27 protein-coding genes are annotated in these 23,833 nt (G+C 69.2%); 19 read left to right on the forward strand and 8 right to left on the reverse strand.

Annotated elements, in window-relative coordinates:
• Positions 1–241: 241 nt before the first annotated feature.
• The 5 genes from ACFYR3_RS19855 to ACFYR3_RS19875 all read left to right on the forward strand — a co-directional run bounded on the left by ACFYR3_RS19855 (position 242) and on the right by ACFYR3_RS19875 (position 4,156).
• Positions 242–556 (forward strand): hypothetical protein, encoded by a 315-nt coding sequence (locus tag ACFYR3_RS19855; RefSeq protein ID WP_356782183.1) that lies wholly within the window; start codon positions 242–244, stop codon positions 554–556.
• On the forward strand, positions 553–1,956 hold the full coding sequence (locus tag ACFYR3_RS19860; protein WP_389284062.1) for a hypothetical protein: 1,404 nt from the start codon (positions 553–555) through the stop codon (positions 1,954–1,956). Before ACFYR3_RS19855 ends, ACFYR3_RS19860 begins: the two co-directional genes overlap by 4 nt.
• A 69-nt stretch (positions 1,957–2,025) precedes the next feature.
• Positions 2,026–2,844 (forward strand): hypothetical protein, encoded by an 819-nt coding sequence (locus ACFYR3_RS19865; RefSeq protein ID WP_356782181.1) that lies wholly within the window; start codon positions 2,026–2,028, stop codon positions 2,842–2,844.
• On the forward strand, positions 2,841–3,557 hold the full coding sequence (locus ACFYR3_RS19870) for a hypothetical protein (protein WP_389284064.1): 717 nt from the start codon (positions 2,841–2,843) through the stop codon (positions 3,555–3,557). The genes ACFYR3_RS19865 and ACFYR3_RS19870 overlap by 4 nt, the downstream gene beginning before the upstream one ends.
• Positions 3,557–4,156, forward strand: coding sequence for a hypothetical protein (locus tag ACFYR3_RS19875; RefSeq protein ID WP_389284066.1), 600 nt, complete (start codon positions 3,557–3,559; stop codon positions 4,154–4,156). The genes ACFYR3_RS19870 and ACFYR3_RS19875 overlap by 1 nt, the downstream gene beginning before the upstream one ends.
• A 296-nt stretch (positions 4,157–4,452) precedes the next feature.
• On the opposite strand, the gene ACFYR3_RS19880 is transcribed toward ACFYR3_RS19875, so the two are convergent.
• Both ACFYR3_RS19880 and ACFYR3_RS19885 read right to left on the reverse strand, forming a co-directional pair.
• Positions 4,453–5,496 (reverse strand): hypothetical protein, encoded by a 1,044-nt coding sequence (locus ACFYR3_RS19880; RefSeq protein ID WP_389284068.1) that lies wholly within the window; start codon positions 5,494–5,496, stop codon positions 4,453–4,455.
• The gene (locus tag ACFYR3_RS19885; RefSeq protein ID WP_356782178.1) at positions 5,484–6,137 is read right to left on the reverse strand and encodes a hypothetical protein; all 654 of its coding nucleotides are present in this window, start codon (positions 6,135–6,137) and stop codon (positions 5,484–5,486) included. Before ACFYR3_RS19885 ends, ACFYR3_RS19880 begins: the two co-directional genes overlap by 13 nt.
• Before the next feature lie 430 nt (positions 6,138–6,567).
• Between ACFYR3_RS19885 and ACFYR3_RS19890 the strand changes: the two genes are divergently transcribed.
• The 11 genes from ACFYR3_RS19890 (at position 6,568) to ACFYR3_RS19940 (ending at position 14,431) form a co-directional block, all read left to right on the forward strand.
• Positions 6,568–7,218 (forward strand): hypothetical protein, encoded by a 651-nt coding sequence (locus tag ACFYR3_RS19890; RefSeq protein WP_356782177.1) that lies wholly within the window; start codon positions 6,568–6,570, stop codon positions 7,216–7,218.
• Between the two features lie 52 nt (positions 7,219–7,270).
• A complete protein-coding gene (locus ACFYR3_RS19895; RefSeq protein ID WP_355840789.1) occupies positions 7,271–7,414 on the forward strand; it encodes a hypothetical protein in 144 nt (47 codons plus the stop codon).
• Positions 7,415–7,864: 450 nt separating this feature from the next.
• A complete protein-coding gene (locus tag ACFYR3_RS19900) occupies positions 7,865–8,599 on the forward strand; it encodes a hypothetical protein (RefSeq protein WP_355840787.1) in 735 nt (244 codons plus the stop codon).
• A 20-nt stretch (positions 8,600–8,619) separates the two neighbouring features.
• Positions 8,620–9,489: a hypothetical protein gene (locus ACFYR3_RS19905; RefSeq protein WP_355840785.1), complete on the forward strand. Its 870-nt coding sequence runs from the start codon at positions 8,620–8,622 to the stop codon at positions 9,487–9,489.
• Complete coding sequence (locus ACFYR3_RS19910) at positions 9,486–10,796, forward strand: ATPase, T2SS/T4P/T4SS family (protein ID WP_355840783.1); 1,311 nt, start codon at positions 9,486–9,488, stop codon at positions 10,794–10,796. The genes ACFYR3_RS19905 and ACFYR3_RS19910 overlap by 4 nt, the downstream gene beginning before the upstream one ends.
• A gap of 92 nt (positions 10,797–10,888) precedes the next feature.
• On the forward strand, positions 10,889–11,818 hold the full coding sequence (locus ACFYR3_RS19915) for a type II secretion system F family protein (protein WP_355840990.1): 930 nt from the start codon (positions 10,889–10,891) through the stop codon (positions 11,816–11,818).
• The gene (locus ACFYR3_RS19920) at positions 11,815–12,738 is read left to right on the forward strand and encodes a type II secretion system F family protein (RefSeq protein ID WP_355840781.1); all 924 of its coding nucleotides are present in this window, start codon (positions 11,815–11,817) and stop codon (positions 12,736–12,738) included. Before ACFYR3_RS19915 ends, ACFYR3_RS19920 begins: the two co-directional genes overlap by 4 nt.
• A 63-nt stretch (positions 12,739–12,801) precedes the next feature.
• On the forward strand, positions 12,802–13,053 hold the full coding sequence (locus ACFYR3_RS19925) for a hypothetical protein (protein ID WP_355840780.1): 252 nt from the start codon (positions 12,802–12,804) through the stop codon (positions 13,051–13,053).
• A gap of 12 nt (positions 13,054–13,065) precedes the next feature.
• Complete coding sequence (locus ACFYR3_RS19930) at positions 13,066–13,524, forward strand: TadE family protein (RefSeq protein WP_355840778.1); 459 nt, start codon at positions 13,066–13,068, stop codon at positions 13,522–13,524.
• Positions 13,524–13,967 carry a TadE/TadG family type IV pilus assembly protein gene (locus ACFYR3_RS19935; RefSeq protein WP_356782171.1) on the forward strand — a complete coding sequence of 148 codons (444 nt, stop codon included), beginning with the start codon at positions 13,524–13,526 and terminating at the stop codon, positions 13,965–13,967. Before ACFYR3_RS19930 ends, ACFYR3_RS19935 begins: the two co-directional genes overlap by 1 nt.
• Before the next feature lie 2 nt (positions 13,968–13,969).
• Positions 13,970–14,431, forward strand: coding sequence for a TadE/TadG family type IV pilus assembly protein (locus ACFYR3_RS19940; RefSeq protein WP_389284192.1), 462 nt, complete (start codon positions 13,970–13,972; stop codon positions 14,429–14,431).
• 42 nt (positions 14,432–14,473) lie between these two features.
• Here ACFYR3_RS19940 and ACFYR3_RS19945 read toward each other — a convergent pair whose 3' ends face one another.
• From ACFYR3_RS19945 to ACFYR3_RS19970, 6 genes are all read right to left on the reverse strand, one after another.
• The gene (locus ACFYR3_RS19945; RefSeq protein ID WP_355840774.1) at positions 14,474–14,818 is read right to left on the reverse strand and encodes a hypothetical protein; all 345 of its coding nucleotides are present in this window, start codon (positions 14,816–14,818) and stop codon (positions 14,474–14,476) included.
• Positions 14,819–14,852: 34 nt separating this feature from the next.
• Positions 14,853–15,497: a hypothetical protein gene (locus tag ACFYR3_RS19950; protein ID WP_355840772.1), complete on the reverse strand. Its 645-nt coding sequence runs from the start codon at positions 15,495–15,497 to the stop codon at positions 14,853–14,855.
• 455 nt (positions 15,498–15,952) lie between these two features.
• A complete protein-coding gene (locus tag ACFYR3_RS19955; protein WP_355840770.1) occupies positions 15,953–16,651 on the reverse strand; it encodes a hypothetical protein in 699 nt (232 codons plus the stop codon).
• Between the two features lie 50 nt (positions 16,652–16,701).
• The gene (locus ACFYR3_RS19960) at positions 16,702–18,288 is read right to left on the reverse strand and encodes a putative T7SS-secreted protein (protein ID WP_389284073.1); all 1,587 of its coding nucleotides are present in this window, start codon (positions 18,286–18,288) and stop codon (positions 16,702–16,704) included.
• Positions 18,289–18,393: 105 nt separating this feature from the next.
• Positions 18,394–18,597 carry a DUF397 domain-containing protein gene (locus tag ACFYR3_RS19965; RefSeq protein ID WP_355840766.1) on the reverse strand — a complete coding sequence of 68 codons (204 nt, stop codon included), beginning with the start codon at positions 18,595–18,597 and terminating at the stop codon, positions 18,394–18,396.
• A 7-nt stretch (positions 18,598–18,604) separates the two neighbouring features.
• Complete coding sequence (locus ACFYR3_RS19970) at positions 18,605–19,456, reverse strand: helix-turn-helix transcriptional regulator (protein ID WP_355840765.1); 852 nt, start codon at positions 19,454–19,456, stop codon at positions 18,605–18,607.
• Positions 19,457–19,693: 237 nt separating this feature from the next.
• On the opposite strand from ACFYR3_RS19970, the gene ACFYR3_RS19975 reads away from it, so the two are divergent.
• From ACFYR3_RS19975 to ACFYR3_RS19985, 3 genes are all read left to right on the forward strand, one after another.
• Complete coding sequence (locus ACFYR3_RS19975; protein WP_389284075.1) at positions 19,694–20,095, forward strand: ATP-binding protein; 402 nt, start codon at positions 19,694–19,696, stop codon at positions 20,093–20,095.
• Positions 20,096–20,127: 32 nt separating this feature from the next.
• The gene (locus ACFYR3_RS19980; protein ID WP_355841004.1) at positions 20,128–20,250 is read left to right on the forward strand and encodes a hypothetical protein; all 123 of its coding nucleotides are present in this window, start codon (positions 20,128–20,130) and stop codon (positions 20,248–20,250) included.
• A gap of 364 nt (positions 20,251–20,614) precedes the next feature.
• Positions 20,615–23,710 carry a BTAD domain-containing putative transcriptional regulator gene (locus ACFYR3_RS19985; protein ID WP_389284077.1) on the forward strand — a complete coding sequence of 1,032 codons (3,096 nt, stop codon included), beginning with the start codon at positions 20,615–20,617 and terminating at the stop codon, positions 23,708–23,710.
• Positions 23,711–23,833: the final 123 nt, after the last annotated feature.

Raw genomic sequence — 23,833 nt, forward strand, 5'->3', positions numbered from 1 at the left:
TCGGTCGGTCTCCGGCGGTCTCGGACGGTCTCGGACGGTCTCCGGGGATCGGGCAGGGAACTGTGGGCGACAAGGAACTGGAGAGGGCAGTCCCGATGACGCTTTCTGTATGGTCCCTTTGCCCTCCATTGGTTGCCGGTTCGAAAACCCGTGCAAGAGGGTGGAGGGCGGCCCCGCGAGGTTGGTGTGCCGGACGGGGCGGCCGCGGTGGTTGTCGGGCAGCGGGCGCACGGGGGTGGCAGTGGCGGATCACATCGCGGTGTCCACGACGGAACTGCGGGACATCAGCCGCTCCGTCGCGAAACTGAAGACGCACTTCGAGCACGCCAAGGATCTGGTCGACTCCTACGACGCCGAGATCGGCTCGGGTGAGGTGGCCGCCGCGCTCGACGCCTTCGCGGACGACTGGAAGAAGAAGCGCAAGGTGCTCTGCGACGGCCTGGAGTTCCTCGGCAGGACGGCCGAGGAGGCCGCCAAGGCGTACGACGGCCTCGACCAGCATCTCGCGGACGCGCTGCTCAAGTCCCAGGACGGCAAAGGCGGCAGCGGCAAGTGAGCGACGACTTCTCCGGCGTCGACTGGCAGACCGCCCGCTACGACGACAAGGAACTCACCCCGGGTGATCCCTACGAGGTCGCCCGGCTCGGCAAGCGCATCGCCGATACCGCCGCGCTGATCCAGGAGCAGGCCACCAAGCTGCACAACCTGGTCGACGGCAATGGCTGGGACTCGGACGCGGGCCGTGAGTTCCAGAAGAAGACCGGCGAAACGGTCGGTCTCCTCACCAAGTCGCACCAGCGCTACGCGGCCGCCGCCGAAGCCCTGGGCTCCCAGGTGGGTGCCGCCCCCGGCGACGAGCACCAGCACACGGACTGGGCCACCGCGCTCGACCACGCGCAGAACCTCGTACGGACTGCACTGATCAAGGCGAAGGCCGCTGATGCGGATCGCAGTCACTGCCAGAAGCAGATGGATCAGCATCCAGGTCCCGACGATCACCCGGGCAAGCAGAGGCTGGACAAGCAGAAAGAGTGCGCCGATACGGACCTGGAGGACGCCAAGAAGGACCTCCGGCGGGCGCTGTTGTATCGGGACACCCAGGCCGGGTACGCCAAGGCGGCCATCCATGACGCCGTGGAGCACGACGGGCTGAAGGATCCCCAGCACCACTGGTGGGACAACTGGAAGGACTGGGTCGCGGACATCGGGCACTGGGCCGGAGTCGCCGCGGCCGTACTCGGTGTGCTGGCCCTGGTCCTGAGCTGGGTGCCGGTGCTCGGCGAAGTGCTCGCCGCCCTGGCCCTGATCGCCTCGGTCGTGGCCCTTGTCTGCGACACGATCTCCGCCCTCGACGGCAAGGGCACCTGGCTGGACGTCGCCATCGACGCGATCGGCGTACTGTCCTTCGGCGCCGGACGCCTGCTCGGTACCACGGCCAAGGAGGCGGCCGTCGCCGCGCGCGGGGCCTCCGCTCTCAAGGACGTGGGTCTGGCGCGGGAGGTGGGGCTGAACCCCGCGGCGGCCCGTGGCCTCGCCGAAGCCCTCAACGGGGTCAAGCCGGGCCAGATCGGCAAGGCGCTGGCCGAGGGACCGGCCGAACTCCTGCCGCGCATGCGGTCGGTGGTCAAGGAGTCGCTGGACGTCAAGGCGTACGTGGACGACATCCGGGTGGCCGCCGGTCAACTGCCCGGCGAGGAGAGCCTTCTCGCGGAGGGCGCACCCAAGCTTGCGCAGGTCTCCGGGTCTTCGTTCAAGACCATGGCGGGATTCGGCAAGGCCCTCTACATCGGCAGTCAGACCCTGCCGCTGACGCTCGGCTGGTCCAACCTGGCACCGGTCGGCGCGGGGGAGTCGAAGGCCACAGGCCCGAACCTCCTGAGCGGACTGAAGGAGATTCCCGGGGTCGGCGCCGGTGGCATCCCGTTCTACAACTGGACGTGGCACGCGGGTGGCTGAGTCGGGCAGGGGCGACAACTCCGGAGGCAGGGACAACGCGGGCCGCTCCGCGGAACAGAGGACCAAGTGGTGAACGAGGAAGAGGAGTCCGTCGACGACCTGTTCGCGCGGCTGCCCGAGGACGGGCGGCGGACGCTGGAACAGATCGGCATGGGGCTGCCGGAACTGCGCCGCATGGCAACCCGCGACGGCGGCATGCGGCAAGTGCGTGGCGTCCTCTCCGAGTTCACCACCGAGTCGCGGCCGCGGCATTCCGGTGACGACGAAGGTCCGGCGGAGCGGGCCGCTGTACGGCCGTGGGCGCTGCTGTTCGCGGCGGCCGTCGCCGGGGTGGTTCTGACCGAGCTCTCCACCCTCGCACTGCACGAGACGGCGCTGCTGGTGGGAGCGGTCTGCGGACTGGGCGTCCTGTTCGCGGCCTTCAGGACCCGTGAGTCGCGCGGAGGGCTCGTCCTTCGGTGGATCACGGTGGCGGCGTACGTCGTCCTGGTGATCGCCGGCTCCTTCGGCACCCAGCAGTGGTACTTGAGTCTCCGCGGCGTGGAGCAGCCGGTGACGATCGCCGAGCCGCTCCATCAGTGGACCCACGGGACCCGGGAGACGTACTGCCGGGTCCGGCTGCGGGACGGTTCCGTCCGCCGGGTGCTCGGCAACAGGGAGAACTGTGCCGATCGGGTCGGCCTGAAGGACACGGCCGTCGTCGATACGGCGGGCCACTACCGGCCGTTCCTCGGCACGAAGGCCGACATCGGAGGCACGCCAGGCGGACTCGCCGCCCTCGGTGCGACCGCCGTTCTGATCCTGGCTCCGGCGAGTGCCGTGGCCCTGGGGCTGGGGCCGCGGACGAAGCGGCACGGCGGGGAGCGGACGGGTGGGGTAGCGGCATGACAGGGCCATCGGACAACAGCACGGCCCCCGAGACGGAGCCGAGCCCAACACCGGAACACACATCGGCACCGGATCATCTACCGGCACCAGGGCCAGGGCCAGGGCCAGGACTGGCACCAGGACCAGGGCCAGGACTGGCACCCCCTTCCGACTACCGTCTGGCCGTCCCCGAGGGCTGGGAGCGCGTCGTCCTCGACCCCGACCGTTGGCCCCACCGCATCGACAAACTCGTCAACCGCGGTCTGCGCAGGACGCAGGCGACCCCGCAGCTCAAAGCGGCGCTGGCGGAACGGATCCGGGAGCAGGCCGAGGCCGCGCACGCGAACGGCGGGGTGGAGATGTACCTCGTCAACCAGGTCATCGGTCAGGTCCCGGTGTCCGCCGGACTGGTCGTGACTCTCCTGCGGCCACCTTCCGGGGCCGCCCACGGGGACCTATCCGACACAGCCCTGTCGCTGGCGGCCCGTGGCGCCGACGTCACCACGATCGACCTGCCCGCGGGCCCGGCCGTACGCCACCTCTACCGCCGCCGCCCCGCGCCCGACGACCCGGACGGCAACAGGCTCACCGTCACGCATCTGGACGTCCACCTCGCCGTACCGAACAGCGACCAGCGTCTGCTGCTCTCCTTCTCCACCCCGATGGAGCCGCTGGCGGACGCGCTGGTGACGCTCTTCGACTCGATCGCCCGCACACTTCAGTGGATGGCCTGATGCCCGAGTACTCCGAGTCAACCGTCCACATGCAGGCGCCCGACGCCGCCGTCTCCCTCCCCGTGCACGGCCCGGTCGACCTGGAAGCCTGGGCGGTGGACGCTGCCCGTCTCCGCGCGGGCCGGGACGGCGACGCGAGGCTGATCGAGGCGCTCGCCGTAGAACTCGGCGATGCGGCGGCCGACGCGCGCGGCCGTGCGCCGATCGTCGCGCTCTCGTACGTCCCCGAACCCCGGCTGGGGGAGCTGGCCCGCATCGAACTGTCGCCGCTCGTCGCCGACGAGACGTACCCGGCCGTCACCGTCGACCTGCTCCACCGCTATCTCGCGATGCCGACGGACCTCTCGTTCCGCCCGCCCGAGGCCGAGCGGCGCACCCTGCCGGCCGGCCCCGCGGTCCGCGTCCGGCACGCGTACGTCCAGGAGCCCGACCGGGACGGAACGGGCACCATCCTGGAGACCTGCGCCTACGGCATCTGCCCGGACGACAAATGGGGCCTTGTCCTGCTCACCTCCTGGCGCGCCCTCGCACACACCGACACCCTGTGCGCCCTGACGGACAGCCTCGCGGAGACGATCACGGTGACGTCCGCCCGCTGAGCCTTCCGTCGGCCGTCACCGCGGTTTCTGTGCCGCCCCAACCTCGCGTCAGACATCGCCCTTTTGGAAGCGGGCGTTCCCCCCCCCCCCCCCCGTCCGCGCCCATCAACGTGAAGGCGGCACCGCCGATTCCGTAGATGGGATCGACGCGATTGTCGAGCCGTAGGTGCCGTGGACGCCTCGAAGGCAAGGAGTCCGGAGGGCATCTGCTGATTCCCTTGGGGAGCACCTTGCCTGCACCGCCGATTCCCCGGCCCAGCCGTTCGGCCCGCCGGACGCGCCTCAGACGGACGCTGTCATCGGTTGACGGACTGGATCTCCTGCACGGTGATGTCCTGGGTCGTCCCGAAGGTCCCGTCGGGAAGGTCGCCGCCGGCTCCTCCGGTGCCGGTCCAGCTGACGGCCCAGGTGATGGTCGCCCGGAGTTTGTACGTCCCGTCGCCCGACGAGCGCAGGTACTTGATTCCGCAGGGCGGGATCTGGCCGGCCTTGCCCTTGGCGTACGGCGAGCCGATCGAGTCGTCGTCGTTCAACCGGCACTCGCCCGAGGCCGGATACGTCTCGGCGTCGCTCGTCCCCGGCTCCAGCTTGAGCGAGACGGGCTTCGCGGTGGTCGTCGCCGAGATGTTGAGCCCGGCGACGTCGAGCGCCGCGGTGACGGACACGTCCTTGAACGTCGCCCTGTCGAGCCAGGCCCAGGTCGGGAGGTTGACCTTGGTGATGTTCTGGGGGGCGAGGGTGATCTCGGTCTCGGGAACCTTGATCCGGCTGTAGGCGAGTTGGGCCAGGATCTCCGGCGTCACCGCGTTCTTCACGTTCGGGGTCTCGCCGTTCTTCACCCAGAAGGTGGCCGTGTCGCAGGCGAAGGCGGCGGGATCGCCGGATTCCTCGCGGTTCTTGTCACGGACCGCGTCCCACCACATGCCCTTGCCCGTCTCGGACTTGTTGAAGTCCTTGTAGGGCTGCCCGTTCTTGTAGTGCTCCTTGGCCAGGTTGTACGCCTCGCCCACACCACTGGCGTTCGGGATGTCCCAGTCCTTCTGGAACTCCTTGGCGAATTCGTCCGGCGTCCACTTGGGCTCGTACCAGCAGGCAGGCGGAAACCAGTCGCCTACGGGAGTGAACCCGCCGGAATGCGTGCCCTTGGAACCGCCGGTGGAGCCGCTGTAGACGATGCGTGATTCGAGGGTCTTGCCGCCGTCCTTCTGGTTGTCTCCCTCGACATCGAACTGGGACCCCCCAGGGCCCTTGGCGAAGGCGGCGGTGGGCACCGTCAGCAAACAGGTGATCGCGAGCACTCCGACGGTTGCCGCGACGCGGGTCCTGGTCACTGCACGCATGACTTGCTCCCTCGTACGGACGTGCCGTTGGAGGTCTGCCACACGCCCTGACCGTTCTTCTCCAGGCGGGTGTTGTAGAGCACGTAGGCGTCGTTTCCGGCGGGTGTCCTGTCGACCTTCTTGGTCTTCCGGTCCTTGTTGTACGCCTTGCTCTCGTCCGCGCAGTACGAGACGCCCGCGGACTTGCTGTCGAAGATCTCGACCTTCGGGCGGTAGTAGCGCGTGGTGCCGGTGTACGTGATTCCGGCGTCCAACCACTTCTGTACCCACTGGACGGACGAGGTCAGAGCCTTGCCCTTGTAGTAGAAGGCGAGGCCGGGAGTGTCCGACGTGCCCTTGATGATGGCGTCGTTCGTGGCGGTCTGTGCGCGGCCGGCATCTGCGAGGACGGCGTCCTTCGTCGAGTCCCCCGTCTTCCAGCTCTCGAACTCGTCCTTCACACCGAGCGGCAGGGTGATGTCCGGTCGACCTGCACCGTCCGACGAACTCGTACTCGGGGAAGCGGACAAGCCGGTCGAGCTGTCCGCCCCCGCGATCTTGTCGTTCCCCTTCGAGCTGTCACCCCCGCCGCCGCAAGCCGTGAGCAGCAGGGCTGTTGTCGCGGCGAACGCGGCAGCAACGGGCAAAGAGCGGCGCTTCACAGTGGACTCCCCGTGAGACATCGGTTGAGCGAAGTCAGTCAAGGGCAATGACGGTATCCGTGGGGCTCTTGGTTTCGCCAGGAGGGACCTCCCTGGAAATGTGGATGTTCTGGGAGGAAGGCGGATCAAAGGAGATCCTTCTCGGTTCCGATCTGCTCCGAGCGTGCCGTCGATCACATCAACGGGCCCTTCCCTCCAGGCTGTTCGCCGCGTGGCGGGCGCCGACGGCGGGCAACTTCCGTACGGGCCACGCCTGTGCGTCTTCGCGCGAGCTACGTCACAGTCGGCCCCACGGATCCCGTGCCGCCGCTCCTCGCGCCCCCGGCGCACCCCCACCTCGTAGGCTGACCCGAGCCGAACAGGTCGAACAGGTCGAACGACCGAACCAGGTCGAACAGAAGGACGAACGACGAACCCCGGGGGACACGTCATGGCCCGCTACATGGAAACGCTCACCGTCGAGCGCGGCGGATTTCGCATCAAGGTGCCGGAGTCGTGGTGGGAGTTCGATGTGCGGCCGGAGTCGCGGGACGACTCGATCCGGCGGATGGTGAGCGAACGGGTCGACCAGCACCCGGAGTTGGCTCAGTACCGCGACACCTACACCGCTTTCCTCCGCAAGGCCGCGGCCGACGCCTGGAAGTCCGGTGCCCTGTACTGCGGCTGCATGGCGGAGTCCTTCGGCGGCGACACCCCGATCACCGGTTCGGTCACCGTCTCGATCGTCGGCGGGCGCTCGCAGACCGGTGAGCCCCTCTCCACCGACCCCCAGGTCATCGCGGCCCAACTCGCCGCGCGGGAGGCGAAGAAGGAGGGCGACGCCTGGCGCAAGGTGACCACCGTCGAGATACCCGGCGTCGGTCCCGCCGCGCGGACGTACGGCATCGAGGACATCGTCGTCCCCGACGACAGCCTCCAGCGCACGATCCGCGCCGTACTCATGCAGACGTTCATCCCCGTGCCCGGCCAGGAGGGCAAGGTCGCCCTGGTCGCCGGCAGCAGTCAGGTTCTCGACCTCGCCGACTCCTTCTTCGACATCTTCGACGCCGTCACCTCCACGTTCCGCTTCGCGGCCCAGTAGGCCGCTGCGCCCTCGAACTCGAAGCCCCTGGCCGTGTACCGACTGATTCCGTGTGACGCAGTTCCCCGTCGGGGTCCAGTGGAACGGCTGGGCCGCCGACCGCCTGACCGAACTCCTCGGTGACGACCTGGAGACCCGCCTGATCTGGTCGGAGGATCCGGCCGCCACACCTCATCCCAACCCTTGGGGGTTCTGAGCCCGGTCGCGGTCATCGTTCAGAAGGCCTGGATGTCCCCTCCGCGAAGCGAGGGTCCCTCGTGTGGCTGAAAGATCACACCCCTCCAGCCCCCCACCCGTAAGCACCTTGTGCAGGGACCGTGCACACCCGGTGACGGACCGTAGGGAATGGGCACGTCAGAGATTCGCTGGCGCACAGCCCGGCGGGTCGGCGGATCACTGGACCCAACAGGGAACCGGACGGCCTCCGTTGCGCGTCGATAACGTCGAGTCGGGTGCGCTTCAGGGGCCTTGAAGCGCCTTGAGGGGCTTATGCGCGGCTGATACGGTGCCATGGCTTGACGCTCGCTCCAGCGCTGGCTGTTCGGCCAGGTCGCGCGGTACGTCCCGTATAGGGGCGCGGGGGTGAAGTGTCCTACTTGGCATGTGAATTGACAGGCATTTTCTTGGGTGTACGGGGAGCGGTTGCGTGAAGATCCAAGAGCGTACGGGCGCGGGCGGCAACCGTTCCGCCACGTCGGCGCACCCGGCGATGGGCGAGCGTCTTCCCACGCCGCCTCGCGAGCGCAAACCCGCGCTTGCCGCTCTCGCGGTGCTCCTCATCCTCCTCGGCGCGCTGGGCGCCACCATGCTGGTGCTGCGCGCCGGCGACCGTGTCGAGGTCGTGAAGGTGACGAGCGACATCCAGGCCGGTGACTCCGTGGGCGATCACACGATCTCCGTGCTGGTCGCGGACGACCCCTCCATCCACTACGTCAAGTGGAACCAGCTCGGAGAACTCGAGAAGCTCAAGGCCAAGTCCCCCATCTACAAGGGGACCGTCGTCATCGGCGAGATGTTCGCCGAGGGTGCCACCATTCCGGCGGGCAAGGCCTCCGTGGGTGTCTCCCTCAAGGAGGGCCAGTACCCCGAGGGCATCAAGTCCGGTGACACGGTGGCCGTCTACCGCGTCGGCGACACCGGATCCAGCGGCAGCCGCGGTTCATCGAGTTCATCGAGTTCCTCGAGTTCGAGCTCGTCGAGCGCGGGCAGCGCTCCCATCGTCGAGCGGGCGAAGGTCAGTTACGTCCAGGTACAGGACAACAGCACGATCGGCAGCACGAATCTGCCGGTCACCCTCATCGTGGACAGCGGCCAGGCGGCGTACGTCGCCGATGCCGCCTCGGCCGGTCAGGTCGCTCTCGTCATCGTGCCCGGCAACTAGAGGCGAGTGAGTAGACAGACATGGCGCTCATCGCCCTCGCCGCAGACAAGGGTTCCCCCGGAGTCACCACCGCCGCGGTGGCGCTCTCGGCGGTCTGGCCCCGCAGGGTCCTGCTCGCCGAGACCGACCCGGCCGGCGGCGACCTCGTGTACCGGAGCGCGGCGGCCCACGGCGGCCCGCTGAACCCCAACACCGGCATGTTGTCGATCGCGGCGACCGCCCGGCGCGGTCTCGTGCCCGACCAGCTCTGGGACCACGTCCAGCCGTTGAGCGGTGGACTCGAAGTCCTCGTCGGGCTCGGGATCGCCGAGCAGGCCGCCGGTCTCGCCGGGCTCTGGCCCACGCTGGGCCGGGCGTTCGCGCAGCTCGCCGATTCCCCGAACGCGCCGGCCGACGTCATCGCCGACTGCGGCCGGATCAGCGGAGACACTCCGGCCGTCGAACTCTTCCCGCACGCCGCCCTCGTGCTCCTGCTCTCCCGCACCGAGCCCGAGGCCATCGCGCGTGTCCGTGACCGCGCCGCCGCCCTCTCCGCCAAGCTGCACGGTGGTCCGCGCGGCGCCGCCGGACTCGCCACACCGTTCATCGGCGTCGTCCTCGTCGCCGACCCGGGCGACTCCGCCAAGCTCGTCCACCAGGTCAACGACATGCTCGTGGCGGCCCAGACCGGTGCCCGTGTCGTGGGCACGCTCGCCGACGACCCCGCGGGCGCCGACCAGTTGGCCGGACGCAGACGCGGTCGCCTCGACAAGTCGCTGCTCATCCGCTCGGCCCGCAAGGTGACCGCGGATCTGTACCAGCAGTACGGTGCCGCCTGGTCCGTACCCGCCGACGGACCCCACGGGACGCACGGGACGCACGGGCAGCCCGCTGCCGGAGCCGGCCGATGACCACCGTCGACCACCAGTTGGTCAAGCGGTTCCGGCAGGACGCCGGTGACCGCATCTCCGAACAGCGCCGCGAGGACCAGGTCCGCGGTGTCACCCCGATGTCCAACGAGGACGAACGGCACTATGCCCGCGCCGTCATCGCCCAGATACTCGAGGACCACGCCCGCACCGAGATCAACCTCGGCCGGACCCCGCTCGACGCGGAGACCGAGGAGCAGTACGCCGCCGCCGTGCACGCCGCGCTCTTCGGCGTCGGCCGGCTCCAGCCGCTGCTCGACGACCCGGAAGTCGAGAACATCGACATCAACGGGTACGACCAGGTCTTCATCGGCTACGCGGACGGCCGGGAGACCAAGGGCGACTCCGTCGCCGAGACCGACGAGGAGCTCATCGAGCTGATCCAGGTCCTCGGCGCATACTCGGGTCTGTCGTCCCGGCCCTTCGACTCAGCCAACCCGCAGCTCGACCTGCGGCTGCCGGACGGTTCCCGGCTCTCCGCCGTCATGGACGTGACCCGCCGGCCGGCCCTGTCGATCCGTCGCGCGCGCATGGGCAAGGTCTTCATGTCCGACCTCGTGGGCAACGGCACACTGACCCCCGAGGTCGCGCACTTCCTCGCCTGCGCCGTCCGGGCCCGCAAGAACATCATGATCGCGGGAGCCACCAACGCGGGCAAGACGACGCTGCTGCGCGCCCTCGCCAACGAGATTCCGCCGTACGAGCGTCTCATCACCGTCGAACGCGCCCTGGAACTCGGCCTCGACGCCTTCGCCGATCTGCACCCGAACGTGGTGGCCTTCGAGGAGCGCCTGCCGAACTCGGAGGACCAAGGCGCCATCACCATGGCCGAGTTGGTCCGCCGGTCGCTGCGCATGAACCCCTCGCGCGTCATCGTCGGCGAGGTCCTCGGCGACGAGATCGTGACGATGCTCAACGCGATGTCGCAGGGCAACGACGGTTCGCTCTCCACGATCCACGCGAACAGTTCCAGCGAGGTCTTCAACCGTATTTCCACGTACGCGCTCCAGGCGACCGAGCGACTGCCCATCGAGGCCAGCCAGATGCTCATCGCGGGCGCGGTGAACTTCGTGGTCTTCATCCAGCGGCGCAACGACTACGAGTCCGGCGGCCGCCTCCAGCGCATGGTGACCTCCGTGCGCGAGGTCAACGGCGTCGACGGACGGGTGCTGTCCAGCGAGGTGTTCGCCGAGGCCCCGGACGGCCGGATCGTCCCGCACGCGCCCATCGCCTGCCTCGACGAACTCGTCGCGCAGGGCTACCGGCTGCCCGGCAGCGGGAATTGGTGATGACGATGATCCAGCACATGACATCCGCCATGACGTCGGGGACCGCGACCGGCAGGACAACATCACTCGCGTCGCTCGACTCGCTCGGTTCCATGGGCGGACTGTTCTCCCTGCCCGTGCTGTACGCGCTCGGGTGCGGGATCGTCGTCGGCGGCGGCCTCGCGCTGTTCGCCGTGGCCGTACGCGGACTGCCCGCCAAGCCCGAGCACGAGAAGCAGAAGGCGAGCCGGCGCGCGAGCGAGCTGATCCGGTTCGCCGGCCGGCGCGGCTCGATCGCCGCCATCGCCGGTCTCGTCGTCCTCCTCCTCACCCGCTGGGCGGTCGCCGGTATCGCGGCCGGCATCCTCGTCTTCTTCTGGGACAAGCTCTTCGGCGGTGCCTCCGAGGAGCGGGCCGCGATGCGCCGGGTGGAGGCGCTGGCGTCCTGGACCGAGTCGCTGCGCGACACGATCGCGGGCGCGGTCGGCCTGGAGCAGGCCATCCCGGCCTCGGCGCGCGCCTCCGCCCCCGTGCTGCGGCCGCACCTCGACGCGCTGGTGGACCGGCTGCGTTCCCGGACACCACTGCCCGACGCCCTGCAGCAACTGGCCGACGAGATCGACGACGCGTCCGCGGACATCATCGTCGCCGCGCTCATCCTCAACGCGCGACTGCGCGGCCCCGGTCTGCGTCAGGTGTTGGGCGCGCTGGCCAAGTCGGCACGCGAGGAGGTCGACATGCGGCAGCGGGTGATGGCCCAGCGTGCCTCGACCCGACGCTCCGTGCAGATCGTCGTCGCGGTGTCCATCGCCTTCGTCCTCGGACTGTCGGTCTTCAACCGTGAGTTCGTCCAGCCGTACGGCACGGCGGTCGGACAGCTCGTACTCGCCGGTGTCTGCGGCCTGTTCGGCCTCGGGTTCTGGTGGCTGCGCAAGCTGTCCACGATCGAGACGCCCGAGCGGTTCCTGGTGCGGGACGAGTCGTCCGTGCAGTTCGTGCGTCCTCGTACACCGGTTTCTGGGGATGAGGCGGTACGCCGATGAACCTGACCATGCCGATCCTGATCGGCGCCGTCCTGGGCCTGGGCTTCTACGCCCTCGTCCGCGCCCTCATGCCGTCGAAGCGCAGCGCGGTCGCGCAGGTCGCCCGCATCGACGCGATGCGGGCACGCGGGGCGGCGTACGAGTCCGCGCGCCACGGGCAGCAGGACACCGGGCGGCTCGGCAGTCTGCGGGCTCAAGTGGGCACGCGCGTCGCCGAATTCTATTTCCAGCAGGGCTGGGAACAGCGGTCGCTCCGCGCCGACCTGGCAGTCCTGGACCGGAGCTGGGAGAGGTTCCTCGCGACGAAGGTGCTGCTGGCCGCGGCCGGTGTCTTCTTCGGCCCGTTGCTCTTCGCCGTCGTGTGGACGCTCGGCTTCGGCAGCAGCCCGATCATTCCGGTGTGGCTGGCGCTGCTGTTCGCGCTCGTCTTCTTCTTCCTCCCCGATGTGGAGGTACGCCGGGACGCGGTGGACAAGCGGCGCGATCTGCGGCGTGTGATCGGCGCCTATCTGGACCTGGTGTCGATGAGCCTGGCCGGGGGACGCGGTCTGCCCGAGGCGCTGATGGCCGCCGCCGAGATCTCCGACGGCTGGGCCACCCAGCGCATCCGCAACGCGCTCAACGACGCCCGGATCACCGGCATCAGCCAGTGGCAGGCGCTCGGCTCGCTCGGCGAGGAACTCGGCGTCGAGGAGCTGAAGGACCTGTCGGCCTCCCTGGCGCTGGTCGCGGACGACGGCGCCAAGGTGCGCGAGTCGCTCGCCTCGCGCGCCGAGACGATGCGCCACCGGGAACTCTCCGAGATCGAGGGCAGCGCGGGCGAGAAGTCGCAGTCGATGCTGGTTGCCCAACTGCTGCTGTGCGCGGGCTTCCTGGTCTTCCTGATCTTCCCGGCGGCGATGCGTGTGTTCCAGGTCTGAGCGTCCGCAGTGCCCGAAGCGTCGTAAGTCGATCACCACTATCCTTCGAGAGGACAACTCACCATGAACGGACGGAACTTCAACACCGGGATCCCGGGGGTGGACTTCCTGATCACCTTCCTCCAGGGCAGGGTGCAGCGTGCCCGCTCCGGCGAACTCGACCGGGGTGCCTCCGCGGTCGAGTGGGTCATCATCTCCGCCGTCGTCGTCGCCATCGTCGGCGTGGTCGCCGCGATCATCAGCAATGCGCTGAGCACCGGTGCGACGAAGGTCGGCACGTGCATCGCGGGCACCACCGACAGCAAGACCTGCTGAGTTCATACGGGGATGCGAGTGCGCGAACATCGAGGGGTACGTCGCTGGGTGCGCCGCAGGGTGGAGGCAGCCTCCACCCGCGGTGACTCCGGCATGACCGCGATCGAGTTCGTGCTGCTCACTCCGGTGCTCTTCTTCATGATCTTCGCGACGGTGCAGTTCGCGCTGTACTTCTTCGCGGACCATGTGGCTCAGGCGGCGGCCCAGGCGGGCGCCCGCAAGGCCCGCGCCACCGCCGACGCGCAGCCCGGCGCATGGCGCGGCGAGGCAGGTGACGTCGTCGACAGCTACATCCGACAGCTCGGCCCGAACCTGGTGCTGTCCCCGGACGTGACGATGCTCCAGCCGGAGCAGAACACCGTGGGAGTCGAGATCACGGCGAGGGTTCCCGCGGTCTTCCCGGGCCTGGACCTGAGGGTGCACGCGCAGTCGTCGGGCCCGGTGGAGCGGTTCGTGAAGGAGGAGAACTGATGGGAGGAGGGGCCCTGTCCGCCGTCCTTCGGCATCGCGTGTCCGGCTGCCGGCGCGACCGGGGGCTGTCCACCATCGAGGTGGTCATCCTTGCCCCGGTGATGATTCTCTTCATTCTGGTACTGGTGGCCTTCGGGCAACTGGTCGACGGGCGCGGCGCGTTGGACGGCGCCGCCCGGGACGCCGCGCGGGCCGGCTCGATCCAGAAGGACCATGCGACGGCCATGACCGAGGCGAGGAAGGCGGCCGACGCCGACCTCGGAGACATCTGTTCGGGCCCGGTGACCGTGACGCAGACCAGCGCGGGCTTCAAGCCGGACACGCTCTTCACTGTCGAGGTGAGCTGCGAGGTGCGCGGCCTCGCGGTGATCGGCCTCGACGTGCCCACCACCCTTCAGGCCAGCTTCAGTTCACCGCTCGATCCGTTCCGGAGGACGGCATGAGGATGCCTTCCGCGGTACGCGGCTGGGTCGCGGCGCGCCGCGCACGCCTGGACGACCGGGGCTCGGGTGCCGGCGCGGTCGTCATCTTCGCGCTCGTCTTCCTGTCGCTCTCGGCTTTCGTCATCGACGGCGGCATGTCCATCTCCAAGCGGGAACGCGCCGCCGACATCGCCGAGCAGGCGGCCCGTTACGCCGCCCAGGACATAGACCTCGAGTCCCTCTACGAGAACCAGAACGGCCCGGCGCCCATCAACTTCCAGGACTGCGACGCCCGCGTGAAGGCGTTCGCCCGCGAGATGAGCATGTCCGGCGCCGACATCGCCGCCACCCACTGTGTGACGGCCGACGCCGAACAGGTCGAGGTCGAGGTCCAGTTGACGTATTCGCCGGTCTTCACGGGCATGTTCTACGGCGGCGACGTGGTTGTCCACGGCAGCGCGGTGGCGGAGAACGAGGTGGGCTGAGCGCGGCCGGTGAAGGAGAACGGGGTTGGCTGAGGTCGGCCGCTACTTGGCCCCACCCGTCTGGCCTCCCTTGTCGTCCTCCTTCTTCACGCCGTCCTGCACTTGCTTGGCCAGATCGTCGTCGAGCTTCTTGAACTCGCGGACGACGGCGTCGGACATCTTCGCGAGGGCGTCGAGGGCCTGGCCGATGTCCTCGCGGCCGTCCTCCCAGCCGGATTCGAAGTCGTCCAGGGCGTCGTAGACGGTGTGGTCGCCGAGGTCGTCCTTGTAGGACTCGAAGAGCTTCTTGGTGTGGTTCAGCCGGGTCTTGATGTCCCGCAGCCGGCCGCCGTAGTCCTCCAGCTCGCTCAGCGGGAGCGCGAGGTCGCTCTTGCCGCCACTGCCCATGTCGGGTCCCCCTCCTGAAGCTCTGATGTCTCGGTCATACGAAGCGGAAGGTGCTGGTCACGGCGTCGAAGATGTCGTGGAACGCCTCGGCGAGATCCAGCACCGGGCTGGCTCCGGAGACGAGAACGACCTGGTCGGTGGTTCCCGGGACCGGGATGTACGTCTGGGTCAGCACCATACGAAGGGTACGGGTGTCGCCCTGCGCGACGGGTACGTCCTCGACGCCGAACGTCCGTGCGGCAACGCCGACTTGAGGGAGGTCGACGGTTGTGACCGTGCGCCAGGCGTCACCCTCACGGCGGGCCGTGACGGTCCGCAGGCTCTCCGCGATCGCACGCGGGTCGGTCGACAGGGTCACGCCCTGCTTGTTCTGGGAACCCAGCACCGACACGGTGAGGGTCGCGGTCAGGGGGACGCCGTCGAAGTTCTCGGCCATGCAGCCCATGTACACGGCCCCGGAGGCGTACGCATCCTTGGCCGTCTTGCGCAGCACGGCCGCCAGATCGCCTCGGTACTCGGCGAGTTCGGGAATCTCGCGGATCCGCTCGTCGACCAGCGCGCGGACGGTCGCGTCCCGGCCCTCCGGGCGGATGTCGAACTCCCACCAGGAGTCCGGGACGGACAGCGAGAACCCCGAGGACAGGCCCGGGCTCTCCGGGGAGGTGGAGCTTGCGGTCAAGGTCGGATGCCTTCCCTCAGGTAGCCCGGTGCGATCCGTCCGGGGCCGGCAGCCAGTCCAGCAGATCCTCGGACCGGGCGGGGGGATCGGCGTCCGTGGTGAGGGACACAGGCAGCCCCAGTCGGGCCGCGCACGCCAGTACGTGAGAGGAGAGGACGGCCTGCGAACCACTCCGGACGTGACCGCTCAGGTCCAGGAGGAGCGGGGCCCAACCAGGTCCATGAGGGCGCGGAGCTGATCGCTCAGTCCTCCCGGCATTCTGTCGCGCACCTGGAGTGCCCACAGTCCGCCCTGGGGCCGTGTTACCCGATCGCGGTGATCGTTTCCCGGCCTCCGGACCGACGTCGGAGGGAGCGAGATGGTCCGGGCCACGAGATCGGCATCCAGGTTGTGCTTGCGGACGACCAGCGTCACCGCGGTCTCGGCCCACGGGCCTTCCTTGTACGTGTACTCGATCACGCGTCCTCTTGGTCGAAGGTGACGGGGGTGTACGTCTTCGCGTGGGCGGCGAGGAAAGCGACGGCTTCCTCCGGCAGGGGAAGGGGCGCCGCGGCCACGTAGTCGAGGAGCCTTTTCGGCGCGTAGTAGTCGACGAAGCGGTATTCCACTCGGGCCAGCTCGGCCGCGTCGGCGTACCTGTGCGCCACTCCGAGGGAATCCAGCAGCTCGGAAAGGCCGTACGCGCCGACATCGTTACCGAGATCGACGGGAAGCCGATAACGGGTCACGTCCGAGGACGAGACGGGAAGTGCGCCCGAGCCGATGGCCCGGAGCTGGGGGAGGCCGAAGCCGAACCATGGACCGGTCTTCTTCACGAGCATCCAGCGATCGGCCATCCGGCTCTGGAAAATGTCGCACTCGTCTCCCGAGAAGACAGGGCGCATGCTCAGGCCCATCCTTGTCAACGGCGGGTGCGACGCTTCCAGACCGGGGATCTCTTCGTGCCCGGCCTGAACGAGGTGGACGAATTCCGCGTGGAACTCGCCACGTCTGTCCGACTGCACAAGGCATGAGAAGTGGAGATTGCCGTCGAGGAAGGACGGGGAATCGGACCAGAGATCCCGGACCAGGCGGTATCCGGTGATCTCTCCACACTGGCCGTCGATCGGGGGAGCCGCTTCGCCGCAGATCTGGCAACGGTTGATGTCGGGCATGGTTCTCCTGCTGGTCAGGTCTCGGGAGCCTGCTTCACCGAGTGCTTGGACTATATGCCGGGCACAGGAACAAGCCCGCCCCGGTCACTGATGGGTCCGCCAGGGGGATAGGTTCCTTGAGGCAGCTCCAACACCCCGTTGTTGTCGAAGAATCTCAGATTTCCGTCCCGGCTGATCACGACTTCCATGTGGGGACTCATTTTGTTGTCCAGGTCGCGGGTCATGCTGTTCCTGGTGTTGCGTGCGGCTTCCAACTCGTCCGGAGGCCCGGGTATTCGGTCCTCGGGGTGCGTGTGGGCGATAAACTTGTAGCCGTCGTCGGCCAGTTCACCGGGAATCCTGGTGGTCAGTTCCGTCCCTTGGAACAGTCGCAGTTCACCGGCCGGATTCTGGATTACGGCATGCTCGACACCGTGGAACTTCTGGAGTTCGGCCATGTGCGAGACATTCACCTCGTTGGGGCTGATACGCACGGGGCCGCGTGTCAGCGCTTTGGCGAGCTGGCGTGCCTTGGGGGACAGCTCGCGGTACGGAATGGTCCCCCCGAAGAGGCGCGTGGATCCCTTGAACGGGCGGTAGATACCCCGGAGGGCCTCGCCCGATCTGAGGTTCCGGGCTGTCTTCAGCAGCCCCCCGCCGATCCCCTTCATGAAGGCGCCGCCCAAGGCCCGCAAGCCGCCCAGCTTCCAGAGCTTGCCCATTTTGGCGAGGCTCGTGAAGCCCTTGGTGGCGGGGATGCAGTCGAGGACCGCGAATATTAAGTCGCCCCAGCCGGCTTGGCCGTTGAGCATTTTTCTTATCGTGTCCGCGAGGATGACGAGGGCCGCCGCGAAGACCAGCCAGCCCAGCGGGCCGCCCACGATCATCACGATGACGCCGACGATCGTCACAACCCACTTGCACACCGTGACGATCTCGTCCCAGTGGTCGGAGACCCAATCGACGGGCTCCTCCCACCAGTGGCGGTTGTGGATACCGGCGTCGGACGCCTCGTTCAGCTTCTGCACCGTGCGGCGGGCGGCGTCCTCGCGCAGTCCCTTCGCGTGGGCGGCGAGCTTCTTCGCCGCGTCCAGCAGCCCCTGGGCGTCGTCGACGTCCTTCTGGGCGGCGGTCTGCCGCTCCTTGGCGTGCTGGGCGTTGCGGGTGGCGCGGCGGACGTCGGCCTCGTCCGGCGGGGGCACGTTCTTGCCGCGGTGCTTGTCGGGGTCGTAGGAGTCGGCCTTCGCGGTGGCCGTGTGCACCCAGTCGTCGGCACCCGAGAGCGCGGTCCTGGCCGTGGACAGTTCCTGGCGGGCCTTGCGGCCGTCGCGCAGCGCCTTGTCCGCCTTCTGCTGGGCGTCGTCCAGGTCCGGCCAGTACGAGGTGAGCGCGTCGCCCGCGATGTCGTAGGACTTCTTGAGCTTCTTGAGCTGGCCTGGGACGTCCTCGAACTCCGAAGCGAAGGCGTCCGCCGTCTTGCCCGCCCACTTCAGGACCGCGTCGTCGTTCGCCAGCCCCTTGACGTCCCGCAGGATGTCCGCGACGTCGTCGGCGAAGTCGTGCAGCGAGCCCGCGAGTTTGCGTACGCGCTGCGGGTCGCCCGGCGTCGGGTCGTGGTCCAGGTCGAGTATGTGCCAGTCCGTCGGCCTGTTCGACACGCGTTCCCCCGTAACACCCGCAACCTCTGCATCAGAACGTACGTGTGAACGTATCGCGCTGATCGTTGCGAGTGAAACGCCGAACGAGGCTTCGTCGAAGGGTTGTTACGTCCGTGGTGCGGTGACCGCTCCGGTGCGTATGGCCTTGAGGAGGTGGCCGACGGAGGCCGGGGTGGTGGAGAGGACGGTGACGGGGTCGTCGGACTCGCGGAGGTGGAGGGTGGCGGGGGTGGAGGCGAGTTCGACGCAGGCGTTGCCGTCGCCGCCGCCGGAGAAGGAGGACTTCTGCCAACTGCGCGGGGTCGTCATGGGCGCCTCACAGTTCCTTCGTCAGTCTGTGGATGAAGTCACGCGACCTTGCGGGTTCGAGTGACACATCCTCCACTCTACGGAAGAGCGTTCGAAACCCGCCGAGTTGAGCTTCGGAATCCACGAAGGCCGAGGCGTGCGGTGCGTCACGCACGACGGTGTCCAGTTGAGGGACGGTGCCGCCCGCGTAGACCATCGCGCTTCCGGCGTCGGTGAACCCGTCCAGGTCGAAGGGGATGACGCGCACGGTCACATGGTCGGCTTCCGAGAGTTCCAGGACCCGGTTCAGCTGAGCTCGTGACGCGGCACGGTCGCCGACCCTGATGCGCAGTGCCCCTTCGTGCACCACTGCCTTGTAGGGAACGGGTTGGGCGCCCTCGATGACGGCCCGCCGTTTCATCCGGTGAACGACGCGCAAGGCAAGCTCGCTGTGGGGGAGTTCGGGCACCCTGTGCGAAAACACTCCGTGTGCGTACTCCTCGGTCTGGAGGAGGCCCGGGACATGCAGGAATTCCACGTCCCAGCGAAACGTGGCGTGGTGCTCCAACTCGGAGAGATCCAGGAATGATGTGGGCAGCAGACCCCGGTACTCCTCCCACCAGCCGCGCGTACGGTCCGTCGCCCAGGCCGCCAGCGCGTCGATCAACTCCGTGTCCGCGCAGGAGTAGTGCGAGGCCATGCGGCGCAAGCGTTCCTCGCTCACCCCTGCGACGCCGGCCTCGATCTGGCTCATCTGGGCTGAGTTCACTCCCAGCAGGGCTGCCGCCTCGGTGGCCTTGAAGCCTGCGGCGTCCCGGAGTTTGCGCAGCTCAGCTCCTAGTCGCAGCTGTCGTGCGGTGGGGTGTCGTCGTGTCGCCATGCGCTCAGCTCCCTGGTTCAACTCACCTGCTGAGGTGCCCCGTTCGGGTGTCAGGTTAAGCGAGCGGCTTGCATGGTCGCAAATTTCAGGCATACCGTCAGTGATGCGACGCACACGCTGCGGTACACCGGGACCCCGGAAGCGCACCACTCCGTCCTGCCGTGACGGCTGTGACACTGCCACCGCCCGTGACCAAGGCGGACTCTCGACTCCCCACACCTGAACCGGAGTTCACGCATGCCCGAAACCGAGCCCTGGACCTACACCCTGCACATCCCGCAGGACGACCGGGCGGTGACTGTCTGCCGCCGCACAGTCCGCCTGATCCTGACCCTGCACGGCCTGATCCGTCTCGCGGACGTCGCCGAGCTGCTGGCGGCGGAGCTGGTCTCCAATGCCGTACGGCATACGAAGGGGCCTGCGGCCCTGCGGCTGCACTGGCGGACCGGGGTGCTCCGGATCGGCGCGTGGGACGCGAGCCCGGTGCCGCCGCCGTACGACCTGCCGGTCACCGCCGAGGCGGAAGCGGGCCGGGGCCTCGTCCTCGTCCGGGCCTGCGCCGACGAGTGGGGCTGGCATCCGCCGCGCCAGGGCGGCGACGTCGGCAAGTACGTGTGGTGCGACCTGGCCGCGGCGTGATCGTTGATCACGTCGGACAGAAAGTAGAGCCGATGGTCAGCTCGTCGCACGAGGCACTGCACCGGATCTTCCAGAAGGACCCCGCGCTGCTGACACGTGCTCTGCAACGCGTGCTGCGCATCCCGTTCCCTGAACCACGCGAGTTCGCGTCCTGAATGCGGGCCGACGACCGGCCCTGATCCGCCGGCCCCGGCGAAGTGAGTCGATGTCCATGGAGCAGGTCTCCCGGCGGTAGGGCCCCGTCGCGAGGGCCGGCCGCGCTGTGGCCGCGGGCCAACAGGGTGATTGTGCGGGGATCGTGAGGACCGTCCCGCGGGTGCTGTGAAGGGTGTGAAGGGTGGAGGGCGCCGGGGAATACCCGGCGGTGCGACAACTGGGCTCTACAGGGCGGTTGGTGGCGAAACGGGCGGCGGATGACCGTTGCCCTCTGCCCGGGCTTCGACACCCTCCTTAAACTCTCAGTAGGCTCGGTTCACCCCCGAACTCACGCCCTTCCCATACGACCCCAGGACACCCGCCATGGCGCGACGCACCACTTCCAGTTCGACGGGCGGCTCGCCGGGTCCGAGGAATCGGACGCCGCAGCCCCTGCCTCGGCGTCGTCGGACGTTCGGGGACTTCGTGAAGGCGTTCGGCGCGTTCGTCGCCCTGCTGGTGCTGCTAGTCGGCGTGCCCGGCGCGCTGGTCGTCGCCGTGGGGTGGCCGCTGCCGCACGGAGCGCCCTCGCTGGACTGGCTCCAGCAGGAGATCACCGTCGGCACGTTCATCCACGTGCTGACGGTCATCGTGTGGTTCGCGTGGGCGCAGTTCACCGCCTGCGTGCTCGTCGAGGTGAAGGCCGCGCTGTCGGGCGTCGGGCTGCCGAACCGCGTACCGGGCGCCGGGCCGAGCCAGTTGTTGGCCCGTCAGCTCGTCGCGGCGCTCCTGCTCGTCGGCGCCGCCGCCGCGAGCTTCACACCGGGCCTCTCGCAGCTCGGCCAGAGCCTGGAGGGCAACCAGCGCGGTTCCGTCGCCGCCGCGCAGCAGACCCCCGGCGGGCTGTTCGGGCAGCAGGAGCAGGCCGCCGCAGGCGCCGCCGCGGTCGCCGAACAGGCCGCGAACGCCGCGTCGCAAGCCGCGTCCCAAGCGGACGGCGGCGCTTCCGCCCAGCACGGCGACACGAAGTACTACCGGATTCAGCCCCCCGAGGGCCGGCACCACGACTCGCTCTGGGAGATCGCACAACGGCACCTCGGCGACGGGCGCCGGTACAAGGAGATCTACCAGCTCAACAAGGACCGTACGCAGCCCGACGGGTCCAAGCTGTCCGAGGCCAGCCTCATCCGGCCCGGCTGGATCATGGAGATGCCCGGCGACGCCCACGGTGGCGAGCTCGTCGAGATGCCCGACGCGGCACCCGGGGTCCCGCAGCAGGTCAAGCAGCAGATCCACGACTACTCCAGGTCCGGCGACCACCAGCAGGCCGGCGGCAAGCAGAGCATCGGCAAGCAAGGCATCGGCAGCGACCGGCAGAGCGACCAGGGCGACCGGGACACCGCGCACATTCACGTGCCCCAGCAGCGCGTCGGCGACGACCGCGGTGCCGATGACAGCCGGCAGCGGGAGCACGCCTCCTCCGAGACCGCGTCGGACGAACAGAGCGAACAGAACCAGCGGGGCGAACAGGACCAGCAGAACCAGCAGCGCCAGGGGAACGGGCAGGACTCGCGGGTCTCCGGGGAGAGCGGGTTCGGGCTGCCCGAGGCCCTCGTCGGCGCCCCCCTTCTCGCCGCCGGCCTCCTCGGCGCCCTCGGCCGACGCCGCCGCCAGGCCCTGTGGCAGTCGGCGCTCGGCGCGGTCGGCGGTCGACGCGGCATGGAGCCGCCGGTGCCGACCGGGTCCGCCGCGGACGCCCAGGACGCGCTGCTCGTCGGCGCCGACCCCGAGGGCGTACGCCTCCTCGATCTGTCGCTGCGCGGACTCGCGGCCACTCTCGCCGCCGAGTCCCGCCCGCTGCCGACCGTCTACGCCGCCTGGCTCGGCGGCAACGGTGATCTGCACCTCCAGCTCGCCCAGCCGGCCGGAAAGCCGCCCGCGCCGTGGCAGCTCGGCCAGGACCAGACGTTCTGGATGCTGGCACGGGCCGACGCCGAGCGGTACGAAGAAGTCGACACCGCCGCCCCCTACCCCGGCCTCGTCAGCCTCGGCACCATGGACGACTCGCGGCTGCTGCTCAATCTGGAGTCCGTGCCCGGCATGGTCTCCTTGAGCGGAAGCGCCTCCGACCGTGCCGGTGTCTTCGCCTCCGTCGCCGCCGAATTGGCCACCAACGGCTGGTCGGACCGCATGACGATCACGCTCGTCGGCTTCGGCGAGGACCTGACGCCGCTCGCACCCAACCGGCTGCGCCACCTCGACGACGTCGAGGCGCTCGTCGAGACCATGGAGGCGGAGACACGGCAACGGCGCGGCGCACTGGGTGCCGCCGGACACGACTCCGTGCTCACCGGCCGCACCGGGCCCGCCCAGCACACCCGTTGGGCCCCGCACCTCGTGCTCCTGGCCGCCGAACCGTCCACCGAGGACGCCCTCAGGCTCGCCGAACTGGCCGCCGACGCGGGACGGTTGGGAATCGGCTACCTCGTCGGCACCGAGTCCGGCGAACTCCCCGGCGCCGCCTGGGAGATGGAGATCACCCGCGAGGGCAAGCTGCTCGCGCCGCTGCTCGGCCTCGAACTCGACGCGCAGATGCTGCCGGTCGCGCAGCAGCAGGCGGTCGTGGAACTCTTCGTCGACGCGGACCCCGAGGGCGGGCCCGACGGGCCGACGGACTCCCCGCCGTTCCTCGTCGACATCAGCGAACAGGGGCGGCCCGCCGTGTACGCGCGGCTCGTGGGCCCGTACGAGATCATCGGCCTGGAGACCCCCGACGGCGAACGCAGCCCGCTGCTGCACGAGGCGCTGGCGCTGCTCCTGCTGCACCGCGAGGGGGTGCACCCGCGCGTGCTGTCCTCCGCGCTGTGGCCGCGCGGCGTCACCGAGGACGTGCGTGACGCGCTCGTCGAGCGGTTGCGCGGCTGGCTCGGCACCGCCCCCGACGGCACACCCCGTCTGGGCACCGACGCGACCGGGCGGCTCACGCTCGCCAAGTCCGTCGTCTCCGACCTGGACGTTCTGCGCTCCCTCTACCACGAAGCGACGCAGGGCAAGGGTGTCAACAGCCGTGTAGTGCGGGGGCGGTTGCTCACCGACGCGCTCGTCCTGGTCCGCGGACCGCTGCTCGCCGACCGCCCCGAAGGGCGCTACGGCTGGCTCACCCACGAGATCATCGACGCCCAACTTCCGCTGCTCGTCGCGGACATCGGCCTCGCCCTCTCCGCGTTCCATCTGGAGAAGGACCGGGCGGAGAAGGCGATCGAGGCGCTGAACGCCTCGATGAACTCGGCGCCGGCGGACGAGCGGCTCTGGAACGAGCTGCTGCGCGCGACGCACGCGACGGGCGACAGCGACCGGTTGAAGCGCCTCGCCGCCGATCTGGTCGCCCGCAGCGGGGCGCGGGGGCTGCCGCCCCGGACGGAGGCACTGCTCGACGAACTGCTGCCGACCTGGCGAAGCGGTGCCGCCGCGGTGGGATGAGACACGGCCGCCCCGGCGAGGCGGTCACCCTCCGGCGGGGCCGAGCGGTCGGGCTGAACGGCCGTGGCTGAACGGCCGGGACGGTCTGGGGCGAATGGCGGGCTGAGCGGCCGGGGCGAACGA

The organism is Streptomyces sp. NPDC005784, assembly GCF_042871525.1.
Classification (GTDB): domain Bacteria; phylum Actinomycetota; class Actinomycetes; order Streptomycetales; family Streptomycetaceae; genus Streptomyces.

Bases quoted from the DNA above. Each gene is read 5' to 3' on its own strand.
- ACFYR3_RS19925 (WP_355840780.1), top strand. From the start codon at position 12,802: ATGAACGGACGGAACTTCAACACCGGGATCCCGGGGGTGGACTTCCTG.
- ACFYR3_RS19905 (WP_355840785.1), top strand. From the start codon at position 8,620: ATGGCGCTCATCGCCCTCGCCGCAGACAAGGGTTCCCCCGGAGTCACC.
- ACFYR3_RS19910 (WP_355840783.1), top strand. From the start codon at position 9,486: ATGACCACCGTCGACCACCAGTTGGTCAAGCGGTTCCGGCAGGACGCC.
- ACFYR3_RS19870 (WP_389284064.1), top strand. From the start codon at position 2,841: ATGACAGGGCCATCGGACAACAGCACGGCCCCCGAGACGGAGCCGAGC.
- ACFYR3_RS19940 (WP_389284192.1), top strand. From the start codon at position 13,970: ATGCCTTCCGCGGTACGCGGCTGGGTCGCGGCGCGCCGCGCACGCCTG.
- ACFYR3_RS19890 (WP_356782177.1), top strand. From the start codon at position 6,568: ATGGCCCGCTACATGGAAACGCTCACCGTCGAGCGCGGCGGATTTCGC.
- ACFYR3_RS19880 (WP_389284068.1), bottom strand. From the start codon at position 5,496: ATGCGTGCAGTGACCAGGACCCGCGTCGCGGCAACCGTCGGAGTGCTC.
- ACFYR3_RS19985 (WP_389284077.1), top strand. From the start codon at position 20,615: ATGGCGCGACGCACCACTTCCAGTTCGACGGGCGGCTCGCCGGGTCCG.
- ACFYR3_RS19930 (WP_355840778.1), top strand. From the start codon at position 13,066: ATGCGAGTGCGCGAACATCGAGGGGTACGTCGCTGGGTGCGCCGCAGG.
- ACFYR3_RS19945 (WP_355840774.1), bottom strand. From the start codon at position 14,818: ATGGGCAGTGGCGGCAAGAGCGACCTCGCGCTCCCGCTGAGCGAGCTG.
- ACFYR3_RS19975 (WP_389284075.1), top strand. From the start codon at position 19,694: ATGCCCGAAACCGAGCCCTGGACCTACACCCTGCACATCCCGCAGGAC.
- ACFYR3_RS19915 (WP_355840990.1), top strand. From the start codon at position 10,889: ATGGGCGGACTGTTCTCCCTGCCCGTGCTGTACGCGCTCGGGTGCGGG.
- ACFYR3_RS19935 (WP_356782171.1), top strand. From the start codon at position 13,524: ATGGGAGGAGGGGCCCTGTCCGCCGTCCTTCGGCATCGCGTGTCCGGC.
- ACFYR3_RS19980 (WP_355841004.1), top strand. From the start codon at position 20,128: ATGGTCAGCTCGTCGCACGAGGCACTGCACCGGATCTTCCAGAAGGAC.
- ACFYR3_RS19970 (WP_355840765.1), bottom strand. From the start codon at position 19,456: ATGGCGACACGACGACACCCCACCGCACGACAGCTGCGACTAGGAGCT.
- ACFYR3_RS19965 (WP_355840766.1), bottom strand. From the start codon at position 18,597: ATGACGACCCCGCGCAGTTGGCAGAAGTCCTCCTTCTCCGGCGGCGGC.
- ACFYR3_RS19875 (WP_389284066.1), top strand. From the start codon at position 3,557: ATGCCCGAGTACTCCGAGTCAACCGTCCACATGCAGGCGCCCGACGCC.
- ACFYR3_RS19920 (WP_355840781.1), top strand. From the start codon at position 11,815: ATGAACCTGACCATGCCGATCCTGATCGGCGCCGTCCTGGGCCTGGGC.
- ACFYR3_RS19955 (WP_355840770.1), bottom strand. From the start codon at position 16,651: ATGCCCGACATCAACCGTTGCCAGATCTGCGGCGAAGCGGCTCCCCCG.